Annotated in this window: 8 protein-coding genes and 2 pseudogenes; 3 read left to right on the top strand and 7 right to left on the bottom strand. The window is 52.1% G+C overall.

Going from position 1 to position 20,894, the window contains the following annotated elements; translation table 11 throughout:
- Positions 1 to 483: 483 nt before the first annotated feature.
- From FGL65_RS10660 to FGL65_RS10630, 7 genes and pseudogenes are all read right to left on the bottom strand, one after another.
- Positions 484 to 8,082, bottom strand: coding sequence for an Ig-like domain-containing protein (locus FGL65_RS10660; RefSeq protein ID WP_187170358.1), 7,599 nt, complete (start codon positions 8,080 to 8,082; stop codon positions 484 to 486).
- Positions 8,042 to 12,748 (bottom strand): SPM autocatalytic domain-containing protein, encoded by a 4,707-nt coding sequence (locus tag FGL65_RS10655; RefSeq protein ID WP_250645460.1) that lies wholly within the window; start codon positions 12,746 to 12,748, stop codon positions 8,042 to 8,044. The genes FGL65_RS10660 and FGL65_RS10655 overlap by 41 nt, the downstream gene beginning before the upstream one ends.
- A gap of 1,293 nt (positions 12,749 to 14,041) precedes the next feature.
- A pseudogene (locus tag FGL65_RS18760) lies at positions 14,042 to 14,284 on the bottom strand (Mbeg1-like protein); the annotation flags it as partial.
- A 186-nt stretch (positions 14,285 to 14,470) separates the two neighbouring features.
- Positions 14,471 to 15,445 (bottom strand): hypothetical protein, encoded by a 975-nt coding sequence (locus FGL65_RS10650; RefSeq protein WP_147821185.1) that lies wholly within the window; start codon positions 15,443 to 15,445, stop codon positions 14,471 to 14,473.
- Positions 15,436 to 15,740 (bottom strand): annotated as a pseudogene (locus FGL65_RS10640) (toxin-activating lysine-acyltransferase). Before FGL65_RS10640 ends, FGL65_RS10650 begins: the two are co-directional and overlap by 10 nt.
- A gap of 266 nt (positions 15,741 to 16,006) precedes the next feature.
- Positions 16,007 to 16,219, bottom strand: a complete 213-nt coding sequence (locus FGL65_RS10635; protein ID WP_147821183.1) for a hypothetical protein — start codon at positions 16,217 to 16,219, stop codon at positions 16,007 to 16,009.
- Positions 16,220 to 16,664: 445 nt separating this feature from the next.
- Complete coding sequence (locus FGL65_RS10630) at positions 16,665 to 17,087, bottom strand: hypothetical protein (protein WP_147821182.1); 423 nt, start codon at positions 17,085 to 17,087, stop codon at positions 16,665 to 16,667.
- A gap of 330 nt (positions 17,088 to 17,417) precedes the next feature.
- Here FGL65_RS10630 and FGL65_RS10625 point away from each other — a divergent pair, with 330 nt between their 5' ends.
- From FGL65_RS10625 to FGL65_RS10615, 3 genes are all read left to right on the top strand, one after another.
- Positions 17,418 to 17,876 (top strand): PAS domain S-box protein, encoded by a 459-nt coding sequence (locus FGL65_RS10625; protein ID WP_147821181.1) that lies wholly within the window; start codon positions 17,418 to 17,420, stop codon positions 17,874 to 17,876.
- Complete coding sequence (locus FGL65_RS10620) at positions 17,768 to 18,787, top strand: sigma-54 interaction domain-containing protein (RefSeq protein WP_348981340.1); 1,020 nt, start codon at positions 17,768 to 17,770, stop codon at positions 18,785 to 18,787. Before FGL65_RS10625 ends, FGL65_RS10620 begins: the two co-directional genes overlap by 109 nt.
- A gap of 469 nt (positions 18,788 to 19,256) precedes the next feature.
- A complete protein-coding gene (locus FGL65_RS10615; RefSeq protein WP_147821179.1) occupies positions 19,257 to 20,813 on the top strand; it encodes a BCCT family transporter in 1,557 nt (518 codons plus the stop codon).
- The last annotated feature ends 81 nt before the right edge of the window (positions 20,814 to 20,894 follow it).

The following is a 20,894-nucleotide window of genomic DNA, read 5'->3' as shown; positions in this document are numbered from 1 at the left end:
TCTTTTTTTGCACCCTACAAATTGACAACACAGTGACACCATGGCTTAAAATCACTCCCATAAGGAGCACCCCATGACCACGATTTGGAAAAAGAATTCCTAAACACTAAGGGGAAAAATAAAAACCAATATGTTGCCCGAGTTCGCCGTAAAGGCCACAAACCTGTTAGTAAAGAAGTGGACCCACTTCTCTTACAACGTATGATATCCTTGCAGCTAACAGAAATTCTCATGCATCGAAGCGATGCCCTTACATAAGTCCTCGTCAAACAAATTTGCAGTCATGAATATATCTAAAGAGGTTAAAGACTGGGTATAATAGTCAGCGTTGCCATCAGGCATCTCGTCAACAGTGAAAGGGGAATCCCAAAATATATCCAGATCAAAGAAGTAGGGCAACTTCTGTCTTTAGTTATTGAGTTAAGAAATGAGAAAGGCCGCCTAAAGGGGCGGCCTTTCTTATAAGGTTCAAGTAGATGTCTTTTATGACTTCTGCCAATTCGTTGCGATAATGTTCTGAACGTCATCCTGAATTTCGTTGGGAACGGTCAGAACTCCAGCGCCAGTCGGAGTATAGGCCGACATTGCGTCCACTAGGGATTGCACCTGGCCTGCCATAAGAATGCTTCCATCGCTCAATGTGAATTCTTCAATACGGTTTTCATCGCCAGCATACCAATCAGAAACAGTAAGCTTGTCTTCAGTGCCAATTACTCCAATAGTTAAATTGTTGTCTTCCTGGCTAAACCACAATTCACCCTCAGTTAAACCTTCTCCGAATATGATCTTATCGTTGCCACTTGAATCCTGAATGTCATCAGCCCCGTCACCTGAGCTGAACAGATACGTGTCGTTGCCAGCACCGCCGTTAAGGAAGTCAGTACCTTCACCGCCCGTAAGTACATCGTCACCGGAAAGGCCACTTAGGTGCTCGTCTGCTGCAGATCCGGAAATGGTGTCGCCAAAGTAGGAACCGAATACGTTCTCCACATTACTGACCACATCGCCTTCAGCGTCGCCAGCAGAACCGAATCCTGTACCAAGATCTAGACTGATACCACTAGAGGATGAGGTATAGGTGATAGTGTCGTTTCCGGAACTACCGTCGAGGGTGTCCGCACCGAGACCGCCAATGATGGAATCATCGCCGCTGCCGCCATCGATAAAATCGTCACCAAGTCCACCGTACAGCATATCGTCGCCGTCATCGCCGTGCAGTTCGTCATTGTCGTCGTGCCCGAAGACACGGTCTGCACCGGCACCGGCGTGGATGGTGTCATCGCCTTTTTGGCCGTAAAGCCAATCGTTTCCGTCCTTGCCGTAGAAGATGTCTCCACCGCCACGGCCGAACAAACGGTCTGTGGCATCCGTGCCTTGAAGAATGTCCGCCACCTCAGTGCCGTAGGGACTTTCCTCAGGGTCGGAGACATCGATGGTCGTAGTGACTTCCACGGTCTGATCGTCAAACTGGAGATATTCAACGTTCACCAGGGTGTCGATATCGCCAGTATCAATGTGCTTTACGGTGGTGGCTGTTTCGCCGAACACGACCTCGTAGTCGGCCTTTTCTCCTGCGAATACGGCAGTATCCGTACCCTGACCGCCATCCATGACGTCTTTACCCGTACCACCTATCAGAGTATCAGAACCGTTACCCCCGTCCAAACTGTCATTACCTGCGCCACCAACCAGATTGTCACGACCGCCGAGACCCACCAGGGTATCGCTGCCAGCAAAACCGGCCAGCACATCGTTGTTTTCGGTTCCGGCCAAGTGACGGTTGGAAGCCGCCAGCAGCTTGGATTTGATATCCCAAGTCCCGTTGTCAGCAGACTCCCAGGCCACCACAATGCTGCCGTCTTTGAGTACGGAGACCTCCGAATACAGCTGATCACCGCTTACGTTGTCGTTAATGCGGAATTCGGTTCCGAGCTTGTTGCCATCAGCATCAAAACGCTGACCATAAATGCCGTAACCGCTCCCGTCCGGGCCATTGGAATTCCATGTTACGATAAACCCACCGTCAGGCAACGCGGAAATGCTTGCTTCGCTTTGGCTGGAGGTTATGTATGTGTTCACGGAAAACTCGCTGCCAAGTTTTATACCGTTGGCGCCAAATCGCTGGCCATAAATGCCATTGCTGCTTCCATCCTTGCCAGCATCCTGCCAGACAATGACATAGCTGCCGTCTCCCATGGCACAAACATCGGGAACATGCTGATCCCCGGCAATATATGAATTGACCCGTATGTCACCAGTCATAGCATTGCCACTGGCGTCAAATTCCTTGCAGTATATGCCATAACAGCTGCCATCCTGAGTGTTAGAGGCCCAGGTAATAACGTAACCGCCATGCGAAAGCGAGGTTACTTTTGGCTGATTCTGCGCTGAATAGGTGTAAGTATTCACTATGTAAGCATCGCTTACAGGAGTCCCATTGGAGTCATAGCATCTGGCTACGATACCATTGCTGTCACCATCAACAGTAGAGTTATACCATGTGATAACAAAACCACCGCCAGAAAGCCCAGATACCGAAGGTTCTAAACAGTCGCCCCGTTCGTCGCAGACCTCGAATTCGCTGCCGACCTTGTTACCCTGAGCATCAAAACGCTGGGCGGCGATAACATTTAGATGTCCGGCTGCCCGGCCCAAGGCCCAAGTTGTGATAAAACCACCATCTTCCAAGCAGGCCACCGAGGGATGGTTCTGAGAATTGTTGTCCTGCGTATTAAGCTGGAACTCGGTGCCAACTTTTGCACCATGTTTGTCATAAAGCTGCCCAAAGACGCCGATATTGCTTCCATCATGCCCACTTTCGTCATGCCAAGCGGTTACGTACCCCCCGTTCTTGAGCCCCGAAACAGACACTCTGCGTTGGGTGCCCGGGATGTATGAATTGGCAGCGTATTCCACACCGTTTTGCGAAGCGAATACATCAACGGCAATGGTCCCGGTTGTAATAATGCCATTGGCATCCACAGCCTTGTAGGTAAAGATATCGGTACCGCTGAAACCCTCGTCGGCTTGAAAGGTATAGGAACCGTCCTCATTGAGGACCAGCACGCCATGAACAGGCCCGGTGATCACTTCATACTTAACGCTCGCGGATTTCTCGTCGGCCAAGGTTCCAGCCAGTGGGGCCTCTCCCTCAACTAGGGTGACCCGGCCCTCACCTGCGGCAACCAAATCGTCCACATGGACTGTGGTGTCAATGAACTCCAGCACTTCCACACTAGAGAGGGTGTCCACCGTTCCGGTGTTTTTGTTTTGTACAGTAAAAACACCTTCAGTCAGGGTCACGCTGTAGTTTGACACAGCCCCCGAGAAACGGACCACATCTAAACCATCACCACCAACCAAGCTATTGCATCCCCCGCCGCCAAAGAGCGTATCATCGCCCTTACCGCCGTCCAAGGTATTGCCGGCCGCATTGCCCATAAGCACGTCGTCATGATCGGAACCGGTCAAGTTCTCGATGTTGATGAGAATGTCACCTTTGGCATGACCGCCTTCTGTAGTGCCTGCAGCTAGATCGATGTTCACCGCCGCATCGGAACCAACATAGGAGGCCATGTCTATGCCTTCGCCTCCATCCAGGACATCCGCACCGGCACCGCCGGACATGTTGTCATCGCCGAGCCCGCCCTCGAGCTTGTCGAAGCCAGCACCTGCGGAAAGAGTATCATTGCCGTCGCCGCCGGAAATGAAATCATTGCCGATAGAGCCTTCCATTACCTGATTGGAGCCGGTAAACAAACGCATCCTGATTTCATCAGAACCGTCTATGGACTGCCACGCGACCACAAAACCTCCGTTATCCAAGGGGGTAACTACAGGCAGGCACTGCCGGTCTCCAACATGTGAGTTCACCTGAAATTCAGTGCCGGCTTTGTCACCAGCAGCATTGAACCTCTGACCGTAAACACCGTAGCCGCTTCCATCCTGAACATAGGAGGCCCAGACCGCGACAAAACCGCCATCTGTAAGTGCTGTCACCTCGGACTGCCACTGGGTGGAATTATTGTAAGTATTGACCTGAAACTCACCGCCTTGCGGGTTCCCATCCTTGTCATAGCGCTTGCCAAAAATTCCTTCACCATTGCTGCCCGAGCGGTTGGAGGTCCAGGTGACGACAACTCCACCATTGTTCAACTCGGTAACCGCAGGCTGATACTGATAACTGCTCCAGTACTCGTTCACCTTGACGGAGGTTCCGACCGCATCTCCATTTACGTCGTACCGCTTCATGTAGGTGCCCCAGCCGGAACCATCCTGATCATGGGCACTCTGCCAGACAACAACAAAGCCACCATCGGATAACCCGATAATTTTGGATTTCTCCTGGCTATCCCCTAGGTGATCAGGAACATTAAAATTATCTCCGACCTTATTGCCTTCCGCGTCATAGCGTTGGGCGTAAACACCGGAATTGCTGCCGTCTAAGCCGTTTCTTTCATCCCAAGCAATGACGAACCCGCCATCTTCAAGGCCAGCCACACAGGGATAATTCTGTTCACCAGCGGTATAGGTGTTGACCTGAAACTCTTCGCCAACCTTATTCCCGCTGGCATCAAAACGCTGGGCACAAATTCCGTAGCCACTACCATCAACAGCGCAAGAGCCCCAGACAGCTACAAAGCCACCACCGGCAAGGGCTGTCACATGCGGGTGGGCCTGATCACTTGCCGTAATGGAATGCAGGGCAAACTCCTCGCCAAGTTTACCACCCCTACTATCATAGCGCTGCCCATAAACACCGTAGCCGCTTCCATCTTGTCCGCTTGCGTCTTGCCAAACAATAACGAAACCACCATCCACCAATGTTGTGATGGAAGCCTCCTCTTGTGGGCCCGGCCTATGGGTATTGACTTCATATTCGCCGACATGGTCATGACGGATATCCACAACCATGTTTGCGAAAGTTGTGATGCCGTTGGCATCCACGGCTTTATAGCTGAACGAATCCTGCCCCACGTAGTCATTCGCTGAAACAAAGGAGAAGGAACCGTCGGATTTAACATCCACAACACCATGGACCGGGCCGCTCACCAGTTCATAGGAGATACCCATAGTGTCCGGCGCCGCCAAAGATCCGGTCACACCATCGGCATCTCCTCGTTGAAGAATGATGTTTCCGTCGAAGGCATAACCGAATTCGGCAACCGCAACCGTAGTATCCGCGAACTCCAGGAACTCAATGCCGGTCAAAGTATCCTTGTCGCCGGAAATCTTGTGTTCCACCGTAACCACTTCGCCGTCGCGAACGACTGCATAATCAGCAATAATGTGGCGGAACACGGCTGTATCCATACCTTGGCCACCGTGCAGGGTATCACTGCCAAGACCTCCCAGAAGGGTATCATCCCCGGAAAGGCCGTCCAGCAGGTTGGCTCCGTCGTTGCCAATGATGGCGTCAGAGAACTGAGAGCCGATAACGTTTTCCACGTCAACGAAGGTATCGCCCGCAGCATACCCGCCTGTGGCGGCACCGGTGAAAAGGTCTACTTGCACGCCATCGTCGGAGGCCTTGTAGGTGACGGTATCGGTCCCTTCACCCCCTTGAAGCTTGTCGCCGCCCAGGCCGCCGTCCAGGAAGTCATCGCCCTTGCCTCCTTCCAGGTAGTCGTTGCCTCCCAAGCCTTTGAGAGTATCATTAAAGTCACCGGCCATGAGCACGTCATTACCTTCGCCGCCCTCTACCGTGACAGCTTCGGTTTCAGTCGCGGCCTTCACGTCCACGGTCATGCTTCCCGTGCTGACAACGCCTGTGGCATTGACGGCTTTAAAGCTGAAGAAATCCGAACCGGTGTAGCCCGCTGCGGGAACATAGGTATAGATACCGTTTGCATTGAGAGTCAGGACGCCATGCTCCGGTTCCTGGAGCAACGAATAGACCACGCCTGTGGAGTTGTTACCAGCCAAGGTTCCTTGAATTCCATCCGCATCGCCGGGCCGTATGGAGATGCCATCCTTCGTGGCATGAGCGAATCCATCGATATTAAAAAGGGTGTCGCTGAACTGAATAGACTCCACGCCGGTGAGGATGTCCTTTTCGCCGCTGGCCACATGCTCTACAGTGATGAAATCGCCATCACGAATGAGGAGGTAGTCGGCCATTGCTCCGACGTAGACGACAACGTCGTTGCCTTCGCCGCCTTTAAGCACGTCGTCACCCGCTCCGCCGGCAAGAGTGTCGTCGCCCTTGCCGCCGAAGAGTTCGTTGGCGGCTGCGTCACCCATGAGGGTGTCGTTATGGTCCGTGCCGACGATGTTCTCCACATTGGTCAGGGTATCGCCCTGAGCCAGGCCACCGGAGACTTCGCCAGCCAACAGGTCTACCTTCACGGCTTCTTCAGAAGCAGCATAGGTAACGGTATCCGAACCTTCGCCACCATTGATGGTATCCGCCCCCAGCCCACCGTCAATGCTGTCGTTCCCCTTGCCTCCATCCAGGAAATCGTGGCCTGCTGCACCGATCAACGTGTCGTCATAATCGCCGGCAGTAATGACGTCGTTGCCATCCGTGCCGTCGATTAATGCATGGGTTGCCGGGTAATACCGGGAGCGAATCTGCCATTGCCCTCCGCCGATGAAAGATTCCCAAACCACCACAAAACCGCCGTCACTGAGAGCAGCCAACTCCGGTTTATCCTGGGTGCTGACAGTGTACTCATTGACTTGGGTTTCCTCTCCCACATTAGCGCCGTCCTTGTCGTAACGCTGGATGCAGATGCCGTAGTCGGAGCCATCTATGAGATGAGACTGCCAGGCGACGACAAAACCGCCGTCTGCAAGGCCAACGACATCCGGGACATTCTGACTGGAGTTAGTATGGGTGTTGGCCTGGAATTCATCGCCAACATGTTTTCCGTCCTTGTCGAAACGCTGACCGTAAACGCCATAGCTATTGCCGTCACGGCCGTTGTTGGACCAAACCACCACGAATCCACCGTCTGCCATGGAGGTAACCTTGGAGTAGTTGTCTTCACTTGCCAAATAAGTGTTGACCATGAACTCCTCGCCCACGACCTTGCCTTCGGCATCGTAGCGCTGGGCCACGACGTTATAAGTCCCCTCTTTATTGGACGTCCATGACACGACAAACCCACCGTCCGCCAAGCTGGTCACGTCGGGCATGTACTGGCCATCTTTTGTGTAGGAGTTAACCTTAAACTCTTCACCGGCCTTCTGTCCGTCAGTACCGTAGCGCTGGCCGTAAACGCCCCAACCATTTCCATCGTTGCCGTAGTCCTGCCAGACAATCACGAATCCGCCGTCAGCGAGGGAGTGAGTGACAGGCTCCTGTTGCTGATTCTTATTCGTGGTATTGACCTGAAACTGCGTGCCTATCAAATTTCCGGCGGAATCAAAGCGTTGCCCCTGGATACTATAGTTGCTTCCATCGTTACCATACGACGCCCATGTTGCGACAAAACCACCGTCTTCTAACCCGGTAACCTTGGCCCACAGCTGGTCATTGAAATCCATCGAGCTCAGGTTGAATTCCTGGCCGGCTTTGTTGCCGTGGCGATCAAAGCGTTGCCCGTAGACCCCATTACCATAACCGTCACGGCTACTGGCATCGCACCAGACTACGACATAGCCGCCGTCTTTGAGAACAGTGATGTCAGGATCCATCTGCCCGGATTTGTTAGTAGAGGCTTGGTATTCGCTGCTCACTTCGGTTGCTTTCACATCCACGGACATCCTGCCCACGTTGGCCACGCCGTCAGTGGTGACGGCCTTGAAGGTAAAGGTGTCCGTACCTGTATAGCCATCTGTGGCCTTGTAGGAGTAGGTGCCGTCGGAGTTGATCACCAGTTCCCCGTGTTCCGGCCCCTGGACTAACGAATAGGCAACTGCGGCGGCATCGCTATCGGCCTGGCTGTCGGCCAAAGTCCCAGAGATGCCGTCGGCATTGTTGGCCATCAGGGAGATTGCTCCGTCCACGGCATAGCCTGCCTCGGAAATTTTGAAGGTCTTGTCACTAAACTGAAGATTTTCAAAACTATGGAGGGTGTCCGTTTCACCGCTGGCCTTATGCTCGACCAAGATGGAGCCGTTTTCGCGAGTGATCACATAGTCCGGCGATAGCTCCCTCGAACACCGCCGTATCCGAACCTCCATCACCAAAAAGCGTGTCATCCCCTGCGCCACCTTTTATGGTATCGTCACCATACCCGCCCGCGAGCTTATTCGCGTTGACGTCCCCAGTCAGTTCGTCGGCATAAATCGAGCCTTCGACGTTTTCCACACTGGAAATACTGTCACCTTCGGCATAGCCGCCAGCAGCAGTACCTGCTTCCAAGTTAATTTGAACAGCATCATCGGAGTTATAGTAATAAAGACTGTCGTTCCCCTCACCACCGAGCACAACATCACTACCGGCTCCGGCATCAATGGAGTCATCTCCTTTGCCTGCATTGATATGATCATGTCCTGCGCCACCGATAATGATATCATCACCATCTCCGCCGGTAAGTACATCGTTGCCGTAAGACCCTTCGACAATTTGATCCGTGGCCGCGAAATGGCGGGCGCTGATATTCCAATTGCCCTCGTGGCAAGTATGCCAGGTAGCCACAAAGCTGCCGTCCTCGCGTGCGGCCAATGACGGCATTTGCTGATAATCTGAAGTCCCCTGATTCAAACGAATCTCAGTACCAACCGTGTTGCCGTCTTGGTCATAACGCTGGGCGCATACTGCATATCTCGACCCATCCTGCCCATAGGATTCGTAGGCAATGACAAAACCGCCGTCAGCCAAGCCAACCGCATCAGGTCTCCACTGGGTGGAACTATTGAAAGTATTCACCTGGAACTGATCACCAACCTTAACCCCATTTGCGTCAAAACGCTGAGCAAAGATTCCTTCGCCGCTGCCATCCTGGCCATTGTTGTTGACCCATGTAACCACAAAGCCGCCATCACTCAGTTCAGCGATTGTGGGATAATCCTCCTGGGCAGCCCAATAGGTGTTGATTATAAATTCAGTACCAACCTGCTTCCCCTGAGCATCGTAACGCTGGCAGTACACATCGGAACCAGTGGTGCCATTGAAGCTGGAAGCCCAGGTGACAATGAACCCGCCATCGGAAAGTGAGGTGACATCGGGCCTGCACTGACTGTTGAGGTCATAGGTGCTGACATTGATCTCTTCACCTACTTTGCTTCCTTCACTGTCAAAACGCTGGCCATATACCCCCCAGCTGCTGCCGTCGTTTCCGCCTTCATCTTGCCAAACGACCACGTAGCCGCCACCGTTAAGTGCGCAAATCTCGGATTCACGCTGCTGGCCGCTGGTTGATGTATTGACTTGAAACTCACTTCCGACCTTATTGCCTTCATTATCGTACTGCTGACCGCGAATTTCATACTGCCCGGAACTGTAGCAGCTCCAGGTGGCAACGAATCCGCCACCCGTCAGTGCGGCAACTTCCACCTGATACTGAGTGCTGCTAGTGGAAGTATTCAGCTGGAAGGAATCGCCAATCTTGTTGCCCTGTGCGTTAAAACGCTGGGCAAAGACTCCTTCTCCGCTGCCGTCCCGGCTTTGGTTATCCTGCCAGACGACCACATGACCGCCATCGGCGAGCACGGCGATAGCCGGTTCCTGTTGCGCGTTGGCAGCATAGGCATTGACGGTATATTCGGTTCCGTCTTGGGTGGTCTGCATGTTCACTTCCATGCTGCCCACATTGATGACGCCGTTCGCGTCGGTGGCCTTGAAGGTAAAGCTGTCCTTGCCCAGATAACCTTCCTCGGCCACGTAGGTGTAGGAGCCGTCCGCATTAATTGCCAGCTCGCCGTGTTCGGGCCCAGTCTCCACCGCATAGGTAACGGTGGTCACGCCTGCATCGGCAAGGGTACCGGTAATGCCGTCCGTATCACCCTCCTGATACTGCACCTTGCCGTCCCGGGCATAGGGCAGGAACTCTTCTGTCTTGAGCACCTTGTCGTTGAACTGGATCTCCTCGATGTCGGTCAGGGTGTCCTTTTCACCGGTGGAGATGTTCTCGATGATGATTCGCGTGTCGCGCAGGGAAAGCCTGTAATCGGCGCTGTCGCCATCATAGATGGCGGTATCCTTGCCCGCGCCGCCGTACAGGGAATCGTCGCCGTCACCACCCACAAGCTGGTCGTCGCCATGCCCGCCGCTGAGCAGGTTGGCGCCTGAGTCGCCGTGGATCACATCGTCATATTCGGAGCCGATGACGTTCTCGATACCTTCGAAAACGTCGTTTTCGGCATCACCGCCCGCACCGGCCCCCGCACCCAGGTCCACGATGACTCCGTTACTGGAAAGATCATAGGAAACCAGGTCGATGCCTTCGCCGCCCACCATGCTGTCCGCGCCACGGCCTCCGAAGAACGTGTCGTCCCCCTTGCCGCCGATAAGGGTGTCGTCTCCCCTCGCACCGGAAAGGATGTTAGCTTCGTCGTTGCCGGTAAGCTTGTCGGCATGGTCGGAACCGAACACGTTTTCGACGTTGGATATCTTGTCACCTTCCGCACTGCCTCCAAGGCCCGTGCCCGCCGCAAGATCCACTTCCACGCCGTAGTTGGAGTTCTGGTAGATGATGGAGTCGGTATCAGCGCCCCCATCAATGACATCCGGTCCTTCGCCGCCTTCGATGATGTCGTTGCCGTCCCCGGCATTGATGGTGTCCTTGCCCAGACCGCCAGCAAGCACATCGGAGCCACGGCCGCCTGTGAGGGTATCCATTCCCGTTCCGCCGCTCAGGAAATCCTTTCCGTCGCCGCCGTCCAGGGAATCGTTGCCGATGCCGCCGACAAGGCTGTCGTCGCCGGCAGCGCCTGCAAGCGTGTCGTTGCCTACGCCGCCGTCAATGTAGTCATCGCCGGACCTGGAGGTAAGCTTGTCGTTACCGTCCATGGTGAAAATATTCCAGCTTCGGTCGTCCTTCAGGGTGATCTTGTTGTTCTTGTCATCAAGGATGAACACGCCCTCGGGATTGTCCGCGTCCTTGTCTGAAAGCAGCAAGGCGTTCACCCGGTGCTTCTCTCCAAGGTACCAGTCCCTGAGGATCAGCTTATCCTCGGAATCCTTGAGCGAGACAACAAGGTCATCCTTGTCCCGGGCCATTTCCAGATCATTAATGGAGACATCGTCCGTCAGCCAGACAATGTCCTGCTCCTCGTCTTCCTTGCCGCTGTTGATGATGGTCGTGGTGCCTTTTCCGTAGCCGAAGACATACATGTCGTCGCCGCGGCCGCCCTCAAGCGTATCGTCGCCCGCGCCGCCGTCCATGCGGTCGTTCCCGGCGTTGCCACGCAGCAGGTCGTCGCCCTTGCCGCCCACGAATGCGTCGTCACCCGCGCCGCCGGTAAGCGTGTCGTTGCCGTCATGGCCGTTCACGCTGATGCCCCCGGTGCCGGTGGTATAGAAAACATCGTCGCCCGCGTTGCCCTTGGCAATCTCCACGTTGAGCGCGGCCATGTCGATATTCACGGCCTTGGTGTCATAGACGAACAGCGCGTCCTCGCCGTCGCCGCCGTCCACCATGTTCAGGTCGTCGGAGCTGTCGATAAACAGGGTGTCGTCCCCGGCATTGCCCTGCAGGATATCCTGTCCCTCGCCGCCCACGAGCAGGTCCCCCCCGCTGCCGCCGTGAAGCAGGTCGTTGCCCTTGCCGCCGTGTACCTGTATGCCCACGTCGCCGGAGGAGGTGAAGGTGTCGTCACCCTCATTACCGTAGGCGGCTTCGAGGTTCATCTTGTCCAGCTCGAAGTTGACGGCCTCCTTGCTGGAGACCCAGGCCACGTCGTTGCCTGCGCCGCCGTCGATGTTCTCGACCTTGTCCTCGGCATCCACGAAAAGCACGTCGCTGCCGCTGCCGCCCTTGAAGACGTCCGAGCCCTTGCCGCCCTTGAGCCAGTTGCTGCCGTTGGAGCCTTCCAGGGTGTCGTCGCCGTCGCCGCCGTCCATGACAACGCCGGATATGCCGGTGGTAAAGAGATGGTCGTCGCCCTTGGCGGCGTAGACAACGTCGGCCCCGGCCTCATGCAGGTCCATGGTCACGCCGGATTCGTCGGTCAGCTCGCGCACGGTCAGCTGGACGTCGCTGTCCTCCACATTGATGAGATAACCGCCATCGATTTCGTCCCGCTTCATGCCCGCGGCGCTGTATTTGAAAATGGTGTCGTAGGCGCGGCCCTTGCTTTCGCCTATCCAGTCGATCTTCACGTCACGCAGGGAAATGTTCTTGCCCACGTCCTCGATGAGCTTGCCGCCGTCGCCGGTCAGCTCGCCGTCGTCCTTGATGCCGTCGCCGTCCTTGTCTTCCCACAAAGTGAAGTCGTCGCTGGCGCCGGGCACGGAGACATCTATGCCTTCGAGGCCCGCGTCGGCGAGGGAGGTCAGTTCGCCTTCCTCGCTGATGCCGTTCTGGTTGGAGTCCTGCCAAAGGTAGAATTTGTCGAACTGTTCGTCGGCCGCGTCGAAGCGGTCCTTGGATGCGCCTTCGTTGTTGGTGTTGAACATGATGCGCAGGGCGTCCAGGTCGGTCTTGGCCTCTTCGGACCAGAGCTTGATGGCCACTTCCTTGGCCTGGTCGATGACGCCGTCGCCGTCGATATCGATGACCAGCAGGGCGTCGTCCGGCGCGACCCACCCCGTCTTTTCCCTGTAGCCATCGTCGTCCATGTCGTAAAAGACATTGGATTCATCAAGCTCGGTGAGTTCTACGCCGTCATTATCAAGGTCGATGACGATAGGGAACATGAACGCGGGGAAATTATATCCACCAACGCCATCGCTATAATAAAACCGACCAAACCTTTCACTAAAGCTCTTTTCTCTGCTGTTAAAACCATTACCGGAAGAATTCCCCCCGGGAATGTTCGTCGGCTTTGTTACATTTGGCTCTTCATGTATGGAGCTACTCAATTCAAGGGTAGTGTTGACGGATTCATAACTCGTGCTCCAGACGGAAGAATCGCCCAGGACGTTGTTCCACCAAGTGGCCGCTTCCCCCGCCGCGGTACCCCACTCGGCATTCTGCTCCTGCCAGCTTTCGTAGAGCCAGTTATCACGAACCGATGGGTCGGTGACGTTATACGTCGGGTTTATGGCAACAAGGTTGGAAGCAAATAGACCCTGCGCCCAGGGGCCCAAACCCATTGCAATTGAACCCGCTTTGAAATTATTGATTTCATCAAAACCAAAGTTGATGTCTGGAATAAAGTCACTACTTGCAAAAGTACTAAGTGTATCATTTTTGTAGAAAACATCACGGTCTTCAGTTCTGACCATGACTGAGCCAGTATAATCACCAGAATCTAAATTCCAATTCTGAGTACTGTAGTCATTATAATTGATATGGCCATTTAATATTGCAATCTGTTCGGCCTCAGATCGGGAAACAAAGCAGACATCAGAGCTCGTGTTTCCAGTGGGTTGATCTGGCTGAAATAAGACATGTTCTGAACCATCAGCCCATTTGACAATTTCAAGACCATTATTCTCAGCAAACTCTTTCCAACTAATATTGGTACCATGTTTTCTGTTATAAGCATCTACAATTTTAGCAATATAATTATAAGGTTGCAATCTACCTGCGTTAGAATCAAAATCTATTCCATAGTCACAACCCATAGAATCAAATGAACTAGTAACATAATTAAGATTTAAATGCTCAGTAAGACTCCCTTTAATTTGACTAAAATTATTTATACCATGCTGCTCAACAGAAAAAAATGCTTTAAAAGAATCATACCATGATCTTCCTTCTGTATAATGTACTACTTTTCCAACATGGTCATTTGTTTGAAGTCGATTTAGTAAATAAGAAGTTGCACCATAAGGAACTGGGTAGAACTGACTTAAATTCATAGACGAAACAGCTGTATCATTAATAAAATTAACGATATTGCTGACATCTAATTCCGAATTACCTATTAACTGATGTTTAATAAATCGCAATTGACTTAATTCATTTCTTATTCCAGGAGAATCAAATACTATACATGGAGCTCCCGTAACAGCAGAGCCTATCTCGCCTTCATAACCACCTTTGGAATGCCCGGTAATGATAAGCTTTCCAAAGTATTCCTGAGCAATTAGGGCAACAGAAGCTGCCAATTTCCCAGCCTCAGGAATAATATTTAATGCAAGAACTCCATCAGCCTTCAAATCTGCCCACTCGCCATCAGTCCCCCTAAACGCAAGAGTATAGACCCCTTCGGGATTCTGAAAAACATTAAACTGAACTCCTGCCGAATCAAGACGTTCTCGAGATACTCCGGAAGCATCCAACATGCGGGCAAAACCCTTCATCCGGTCACTGCTAACTTCGCTCCATCCGAAGTTGTTTTGCAGTGAATTCAGAAAGAGTGAACTCATACTAAACGTTTGTTTATCTCCAGGATTTTCAATGAAATAGCTGGCCTTAGACATCATATAAAATGCAGCATTGCTATAATAACTATTCATATCCATCACCCATTAATCAGCAGGAAAAACCAACATTGACCCGTGTACAGTGACTACAGATTCTCCATCACCACCGATAAAGGCATTAATATTTGGATCAACCAAACGATAATTACCATTTCCGAAATCAACAATAATTTCATATTTCTTATTAATACGAGATATGGCAACACTATAATCAGCCAAAAACGATCTATCCATATTTTTCCTATCAATTACACCTATAAGATAATACCTTTCACAATTCACATCACAACCTGTTGTATAGGTACCATCATTCCTAAGCAACACAACATCTTTACTATAATTATGAATTACTTTTTTATAATCTTTTGAAGAAAATAAGTTTATGCAATATTTTCCATTAAATATACTACTAACAACATCACTATCAACTGAATATTTACAACCTGACAAAGAGAGGTAAGCATAATAATGACTCGGCATTTTATCGAACAACCTTTCATATTCTTCTAGACACCTTATATTCTCCATTGATAGTAGATGAAAATTATACCTATCTTCATTCATCAATTTCACACCATCTTGCAATTCAATTTTGTTATATTCTATATTGTCAATAACAATAGATGAGCAAGAAGACCTATACGCACCTTCATCATATTCCAATAAAACCCTATCGATCACATCATTTTTATCTTTATTATACATCCAAACACTCGTAGCTTTAACTCTCGTAGCAACATTAAGTGCAGGAAATGCTATAATATAACCACCTACCTCACTATAGACATAATGAGTTGAAGCACTGTCGCTATACAGACCTAAATCAGTAATGTTTAGTATCTTATATCTCGACAAATACTTAACATCCTCTTTCTCGGCCTTTTCAAACTTAATACGATAACTCAATTTATAATAACTCGAATCGTTAACTTTAATTCTATCCATAGGATTCTCAGCCCATCCCATAGCGCTTAATTCAACTGGCATTAACAACAACAATATTACAATCATCAATCGCATATATCACTCCTTACAATCATGTCTTTTACTTCTTCAACAACCTTATCTTCGCCACCAAAAGGCGCTACTACATCAATAATCTTGAACTGATCACCGCAGTTCCATTCTTCAGACTTGAGGCGCAGGCCTTCTTGTCCATGCGCGAAGCGACCTCATCATTGACGAGAGCCCAGGAAACATAGGCAAAGGGCTGGCCGTTCTTATGGAAAAGACGAAACTGCCTGCGCGCAAAAGCAGGCATGACCGACCATTCCAGGTCGGCTATGAATTGGTGTTTGTATTGGGGCGATTTCATCATCAGCCAGACGACTTTAGACAAAAGCACCGATGGTGAGTAATTTTCACGGTTCTGTTCGGTCTCGGAACTTGCGTTCTCGTTTCGCTCAACAACAGAGGCAACCTCAGTCATTATATTCTCCATTCATGTTACTATTCGATTTCATTGCGAAACATTGTCAGCCGTCATTCCCCTTCAACTGACGACCGAACATATGTGAAAGATCAAGCACTAAGATAACTTCGTGCCAAACGGAGGGTAAATACTAATTCGAGCCCCTCTGATCAAGCGATATTTCTAATGAGTTCATGCATATTTGGCACATAAAAATCTACAACCTTGACCTCGATCATGGTGTTACGGTTCATCCGGTCCAGCTCGAAATTGACGGCCTCCTTGCTGGAGACCCAGGCGATATCGCTGCCCGCGCCGCCGTCGACTTTCTCGACCTTGTCCTCGATGAGCGTATCGCCATTATCGGCCAGCTCGTTATCCATCTGATCTGCCCCCTGAAAGCTGGCCACATCAAATGCTCGGTGTATGCTATCAGTAAACTATGATGACTACGCCAAAATGGACGGACATAAAATGTCTTATCTAAGGGAACTATTGGCACATTATGCCCTTTTAATAGGTGACATCCTCGCAGCCAGAGATGAAGACAATGATTGACACTATGTTGACAACAAAAGTGAAATATATTGAAATATCACGATACAAATTGAAATCTTTTGAACAGTAATTCAGGATACTTAAAAAGCAAAACTGTTTCACTGAACCATCTTTAAAAGGGACTTAAAATCCCTCGGTGGCAACACTGTACGGGTTCGACTCCCGTCCCGGGTACCAAGAGAAATAAATCAAAACGGCCAGCGACTACGTAGCTGGCCGTTTTGATTTGCTTCCCGACATATTTAAAAATCTCCTGAAACTTCAAACAATTTACCGCTCTTGTTCCTCACTCTTCCTTGCGGCGCGAAGGCGCAGCCAGGCAACCACAAGCACACCGACACAAACCGCGGCAATAAAACTCAAGTGGGTCTCTTTGACCGACTGAGCGGACAAAGGTTTCAACTGGACGACCGCAACATCCGCCTTGGTCGCCAGCTTGAGAACCGTTGCATACAATTCCTCAAGCTGGCGCTGCCCTTTCACCAGCGCCTGGTGATTCCCCCAGCAAAAAACAAGGTAACCGCACACAATGGCAATGGGTTCCTTTATACTGCGAACGGCTTTATCACTGCCTACAACAAACCCGACAATGGCAAGAGTCACTACGCTGAAATAACTCCAGATCTTATCGACCTGATCATATTGAACCTGATACAGTCCTATCGCCTCCATGGCGAGCTTCAAATCTTCCATTGCTCCTCCTTGCCGATCAAGAACAAACCGCTCCCTATTCATAATCCACCAATCAAACATCCATTCTCATGACATACCGGCAAAACGATACCAATAAAACAAATAATCTTTTTGCCGTTTCCTGACCTTTCGACAAGTGATCAGCCTCTCCCAACAACTCCGCCTCGCACGCAAGACATCCAACACCCTGAGCTCTCCTGCTAACCTTTCAAAAATAATAAAAGAAATCCGACACCCATAATATATGAAACATAAATATCGCAGTGTATTTGCCAAAAGCGGAAGGAGGCGCTAGTAAACGGCCCAATTCTCAAAGGGGGGGAGCTGCGCATGGCGGCAAAAAAGACAACAACGGATAAAACGGACCACTTCGGTCTCGACTTTGCCACGTTCGCCAGGATCATCGACGAACTGCACGACGAAATCATCGTCTATGACAACAATTACAAGGTGGTCTACGCCAACAAGGCCTGCCAACGGCATTACGGCTATACGCAACAGGAGATGATCGGTAAGAACTTTTCGTTTTTCGTGGCCGAGAACAACCGGTGCTGGGATGTTTCCATTCTGCCCACGGTCTACAAACTGAAAAAAGCGCTCAAGCAGGAACAGAAAACCCATCTTGGCGCAGACATATTCACCATCGCCACCCCGATCTTCGACGAAAACGGCGAGATCGAATTCGTGCCCATGAACGTGCACGACGACTACCACAAAGGTTCCATCAAGCGTTTCACGGACATCAAGGACGCCGTGGAGAACCCCCGGAGAGGCTCCAGGAAGGCCTGATCTACCGAAGCGAATCCATGCAGGAAGTCATCGGACTGGCCCACCAGGTCAGCACGCTGGTTTCCCCCTGCCTGCTGCTGGGGGAATCCGGCAGCGGCAAAAGCCTGCTGGCCAAATACATTCACTCCAACAGCCCGCGCCGGGCCAATCCGTTTGTGGTGGTCAACTGCGCCAGCATCCCGGAACAGCTTTTCGAGTCCGAACTTTTCGGGCACAAGCGCGGCGCATTCACCGGGGCCAACTCGGACAAGCAGGGACTTTTTGCCAAGGCAGAGGGCGGCACCCTGTTCCTGGACGAGATTTCGGAGCTGCCGCTCATGATGCAGGCCAAGCTCCTGCATGTGGTTCAGGAGCGGGAATACAGGCCTGTGGGCGGCACTAAAACCCTCAAGACAGATGTCAAACTGCTTGCCGCCACCAACAGGAACCTCTTCAGCATGGTCCAGAGCGGAGCGTTTCGCGAAGACCTGTATTACAGGCTCAATGTCTTTGAGATCGTCCTGCCCAGTCTCCGCAACAGACTCGAGGACCTGGTCCCGCTGATCTACTACTTCCTGAACTACTACGGCAAACTCTACGGCCGCAGCAAACGCATGGGCGACGATGCCCTGAAGGTCATGCAACGCTATGACTGGCGCGGCAACGTGCGCGAACTATCCCACGTCATCGAGCGCCTCGTAGTCACCGTGGAAGAAGAGGAGATCAGGACAACCCACCTTCCCTCCTCGGTCTATGAAATCAACCTCTGCGAACGCGGCCAGGCAGCCAGCAGCCTGGACAAGGCACTGGAGAACGTGGAACGGAAGATGATCCTCGGCGCCTACGAAAAACTCAAAAGTACGCGCAAGATAGCCAAGGCCCTGAACATCAGCCAATCGCGTGCATCCCGTCTTCTTCGCAAGTATAAATAGCTGTTTTCAAAAACAATCAAACCACTTGAGTCGGAACCAACTCGCGAGTTGTTTCCGACTCATTCTTTGTAATGCCTTTGATTTCAAAAGATCCCTCCACAAGTGAATCGTTCTCGACTCAAAAAGCCTTCGCCTCACTACCAGAAAGATTCATTATAAACTTATTTCTCATGCAATAACAGCATATTAGGAAAACAAAGTTTTCTTGGCACACCCCTTGCCATATTGCGAACGACTGCGTGCTGTCGCGCAGCAACAGGAAAGTGTCATGCAAACCGCTGATGGAGAAAAAAACTGCCTATACCTCAACAGGAATACGCAGGAAGGATGGGCCCCGTTCCGGCTGTGACGGAAGCCCGCGTCTCAAAATCCGGAGGTATGACACGGTTGGACCAGGCACCCATGACTTGAGACGCCTGAACAACGCCGAACGCATTTCATACCAACAACAAGCGTAAGGGGAAAACCAATGTTGCAAACCAAAAAGCTGGATATGTTTCTCATCCTGACCAGCCTCGCCGTGGTGGCGGCCATTGTTCTGGGCCTGACCATGTACCCCGAGGCAGGCAAGGATGCGGCAAACTATCTGTTCAACCTTTTCACCATGATCTTCGGGGCCCCGGTTCTGGTGGCGGTATTCGCCTCGGTGCTGTTCCTGACGGTGCTGGGCTTCAGCAAGTACGGCTCCATCAAGCTTGGCGAAGGGCAGCCCGAATATTCCACCTTCAGCTGGGTCTCCATGATGATCTGTGCGGGCCTGGGATCGGCAACCGTTTACTGGGCATTCTGCGAATGGGCATACTATTTCAACGCCCCGCCCCTGGGATTCCATACCGGCACTGCGGGTGCTTATGAGATCGGCACCGCCTACAACCTGTTCCACTGGGGCATCAGCGCCTGGGCCACCTACTGCATCGCCGCCCTGCCCGTGGCCTACCACTTCCACGTGCGTAAGAACGCCGGGCTGAGCCTCTCCGCCGTGTGTACCGCCATCCGCGGGGGAAAAAAAATGACCCCGGTCTGGAAGGCAACCTGCCGCGCCATCGACACCATCTTCATCTTCACCTGCTTTGGCGGCCTGTCCATTACCCTGGGCGTCTCCGTACCCATGGTGGCCGAAATCCTGTGCCACGTCATCGGCATCACTCCGTCCTTCCAGGTGAATCTGGGCATCATCATTGCCATCTCCGCAGTGTTCTCCCTGAGTTCCTACGTGGGAATCTCCAAGGGCATGGCCCGCATCAGTTCCATGAACACCTACTTTGCCATCGCCTTCTGTCTGGCCGTGTTCCTGCTCGGGCCGACCCTGTACATCACCAAATCCACGGTCAACGGTCTGGGCACCATGTTCCAGAACTACGTGAGGATGAGCCTGTGGACCGACCCGGTCAACAACGGTGGATTCCCCGAAGGCTGGACCATCTTCTACTGGCTCTACTGGATCACCTACACCCCGTTCGTGGGCCTGTTCATCACCAAGGTCTCCAAGGGCCGCACCATCCGCGCCGTGATCATGAACACCCTGCTCAGCGGCAGCGCCGGCTGTTTCTTCTTCTTCGGCATCATCGGCAACTTCTCCCAGAACGCCAACATCACCAAGGCAGTGGACGTCGCCGGCCTCGTGGGCTCCGGCCAGGGCAACCAGGCCATCGTCCAGATCATGAACACCCTGCCCATGGGCTGGTTCTTCATCATTCTGTTCGCGGTCATCTCCGTGCTCTTCCTGGCCACCACCCTGGATTCCGCGGCCTACACCATGTCCGCCACGGTCACGCCAGGGCTCAAGGCGGGTGAAGACCCGTCCCCCATGCATCGCCTGTTCTGGTGCCTGCTGCTGGCAGCCGTGCCCCTGGCCATGATGTTCATCAACGCACCGCTGAACACCATCAAGACCTGCGCAATCGTCACCTCCGTGCCGCTGACCTTCATCGTCGGATACATGGTCTACGGCTGGATCAAATGGATGAAGCAGGACTACGGGCTCAAGAGCGCCGAAACCATTGCCGCCGAAGCGCGCGAAAAGTAGGCCCGGACCTCAACCCTCCTCGTGGTTCAACCATTACGCCTCCCGGCAGCGTCTGCCGCAGCCGGGAGGCGAAACAAACAA

Origin of the sequence: Salidesulfovibrio onnuriiensis, assembly GCF_008001235.1 — a bacterium.
Taxonomy (GTDB): Bacteria; Desulfobacterota; Desulfovibrionia; order Desulfovibrionales; family Desulfovibrionaceae; genus Pseudodesulfovibrio; species Pseudodesulfovibrio onnuriiensis.
Note: the sequence above shows the minus strand (reverse complement) of the source record. Positions and strands in the feature narration are given on the sequence as shown.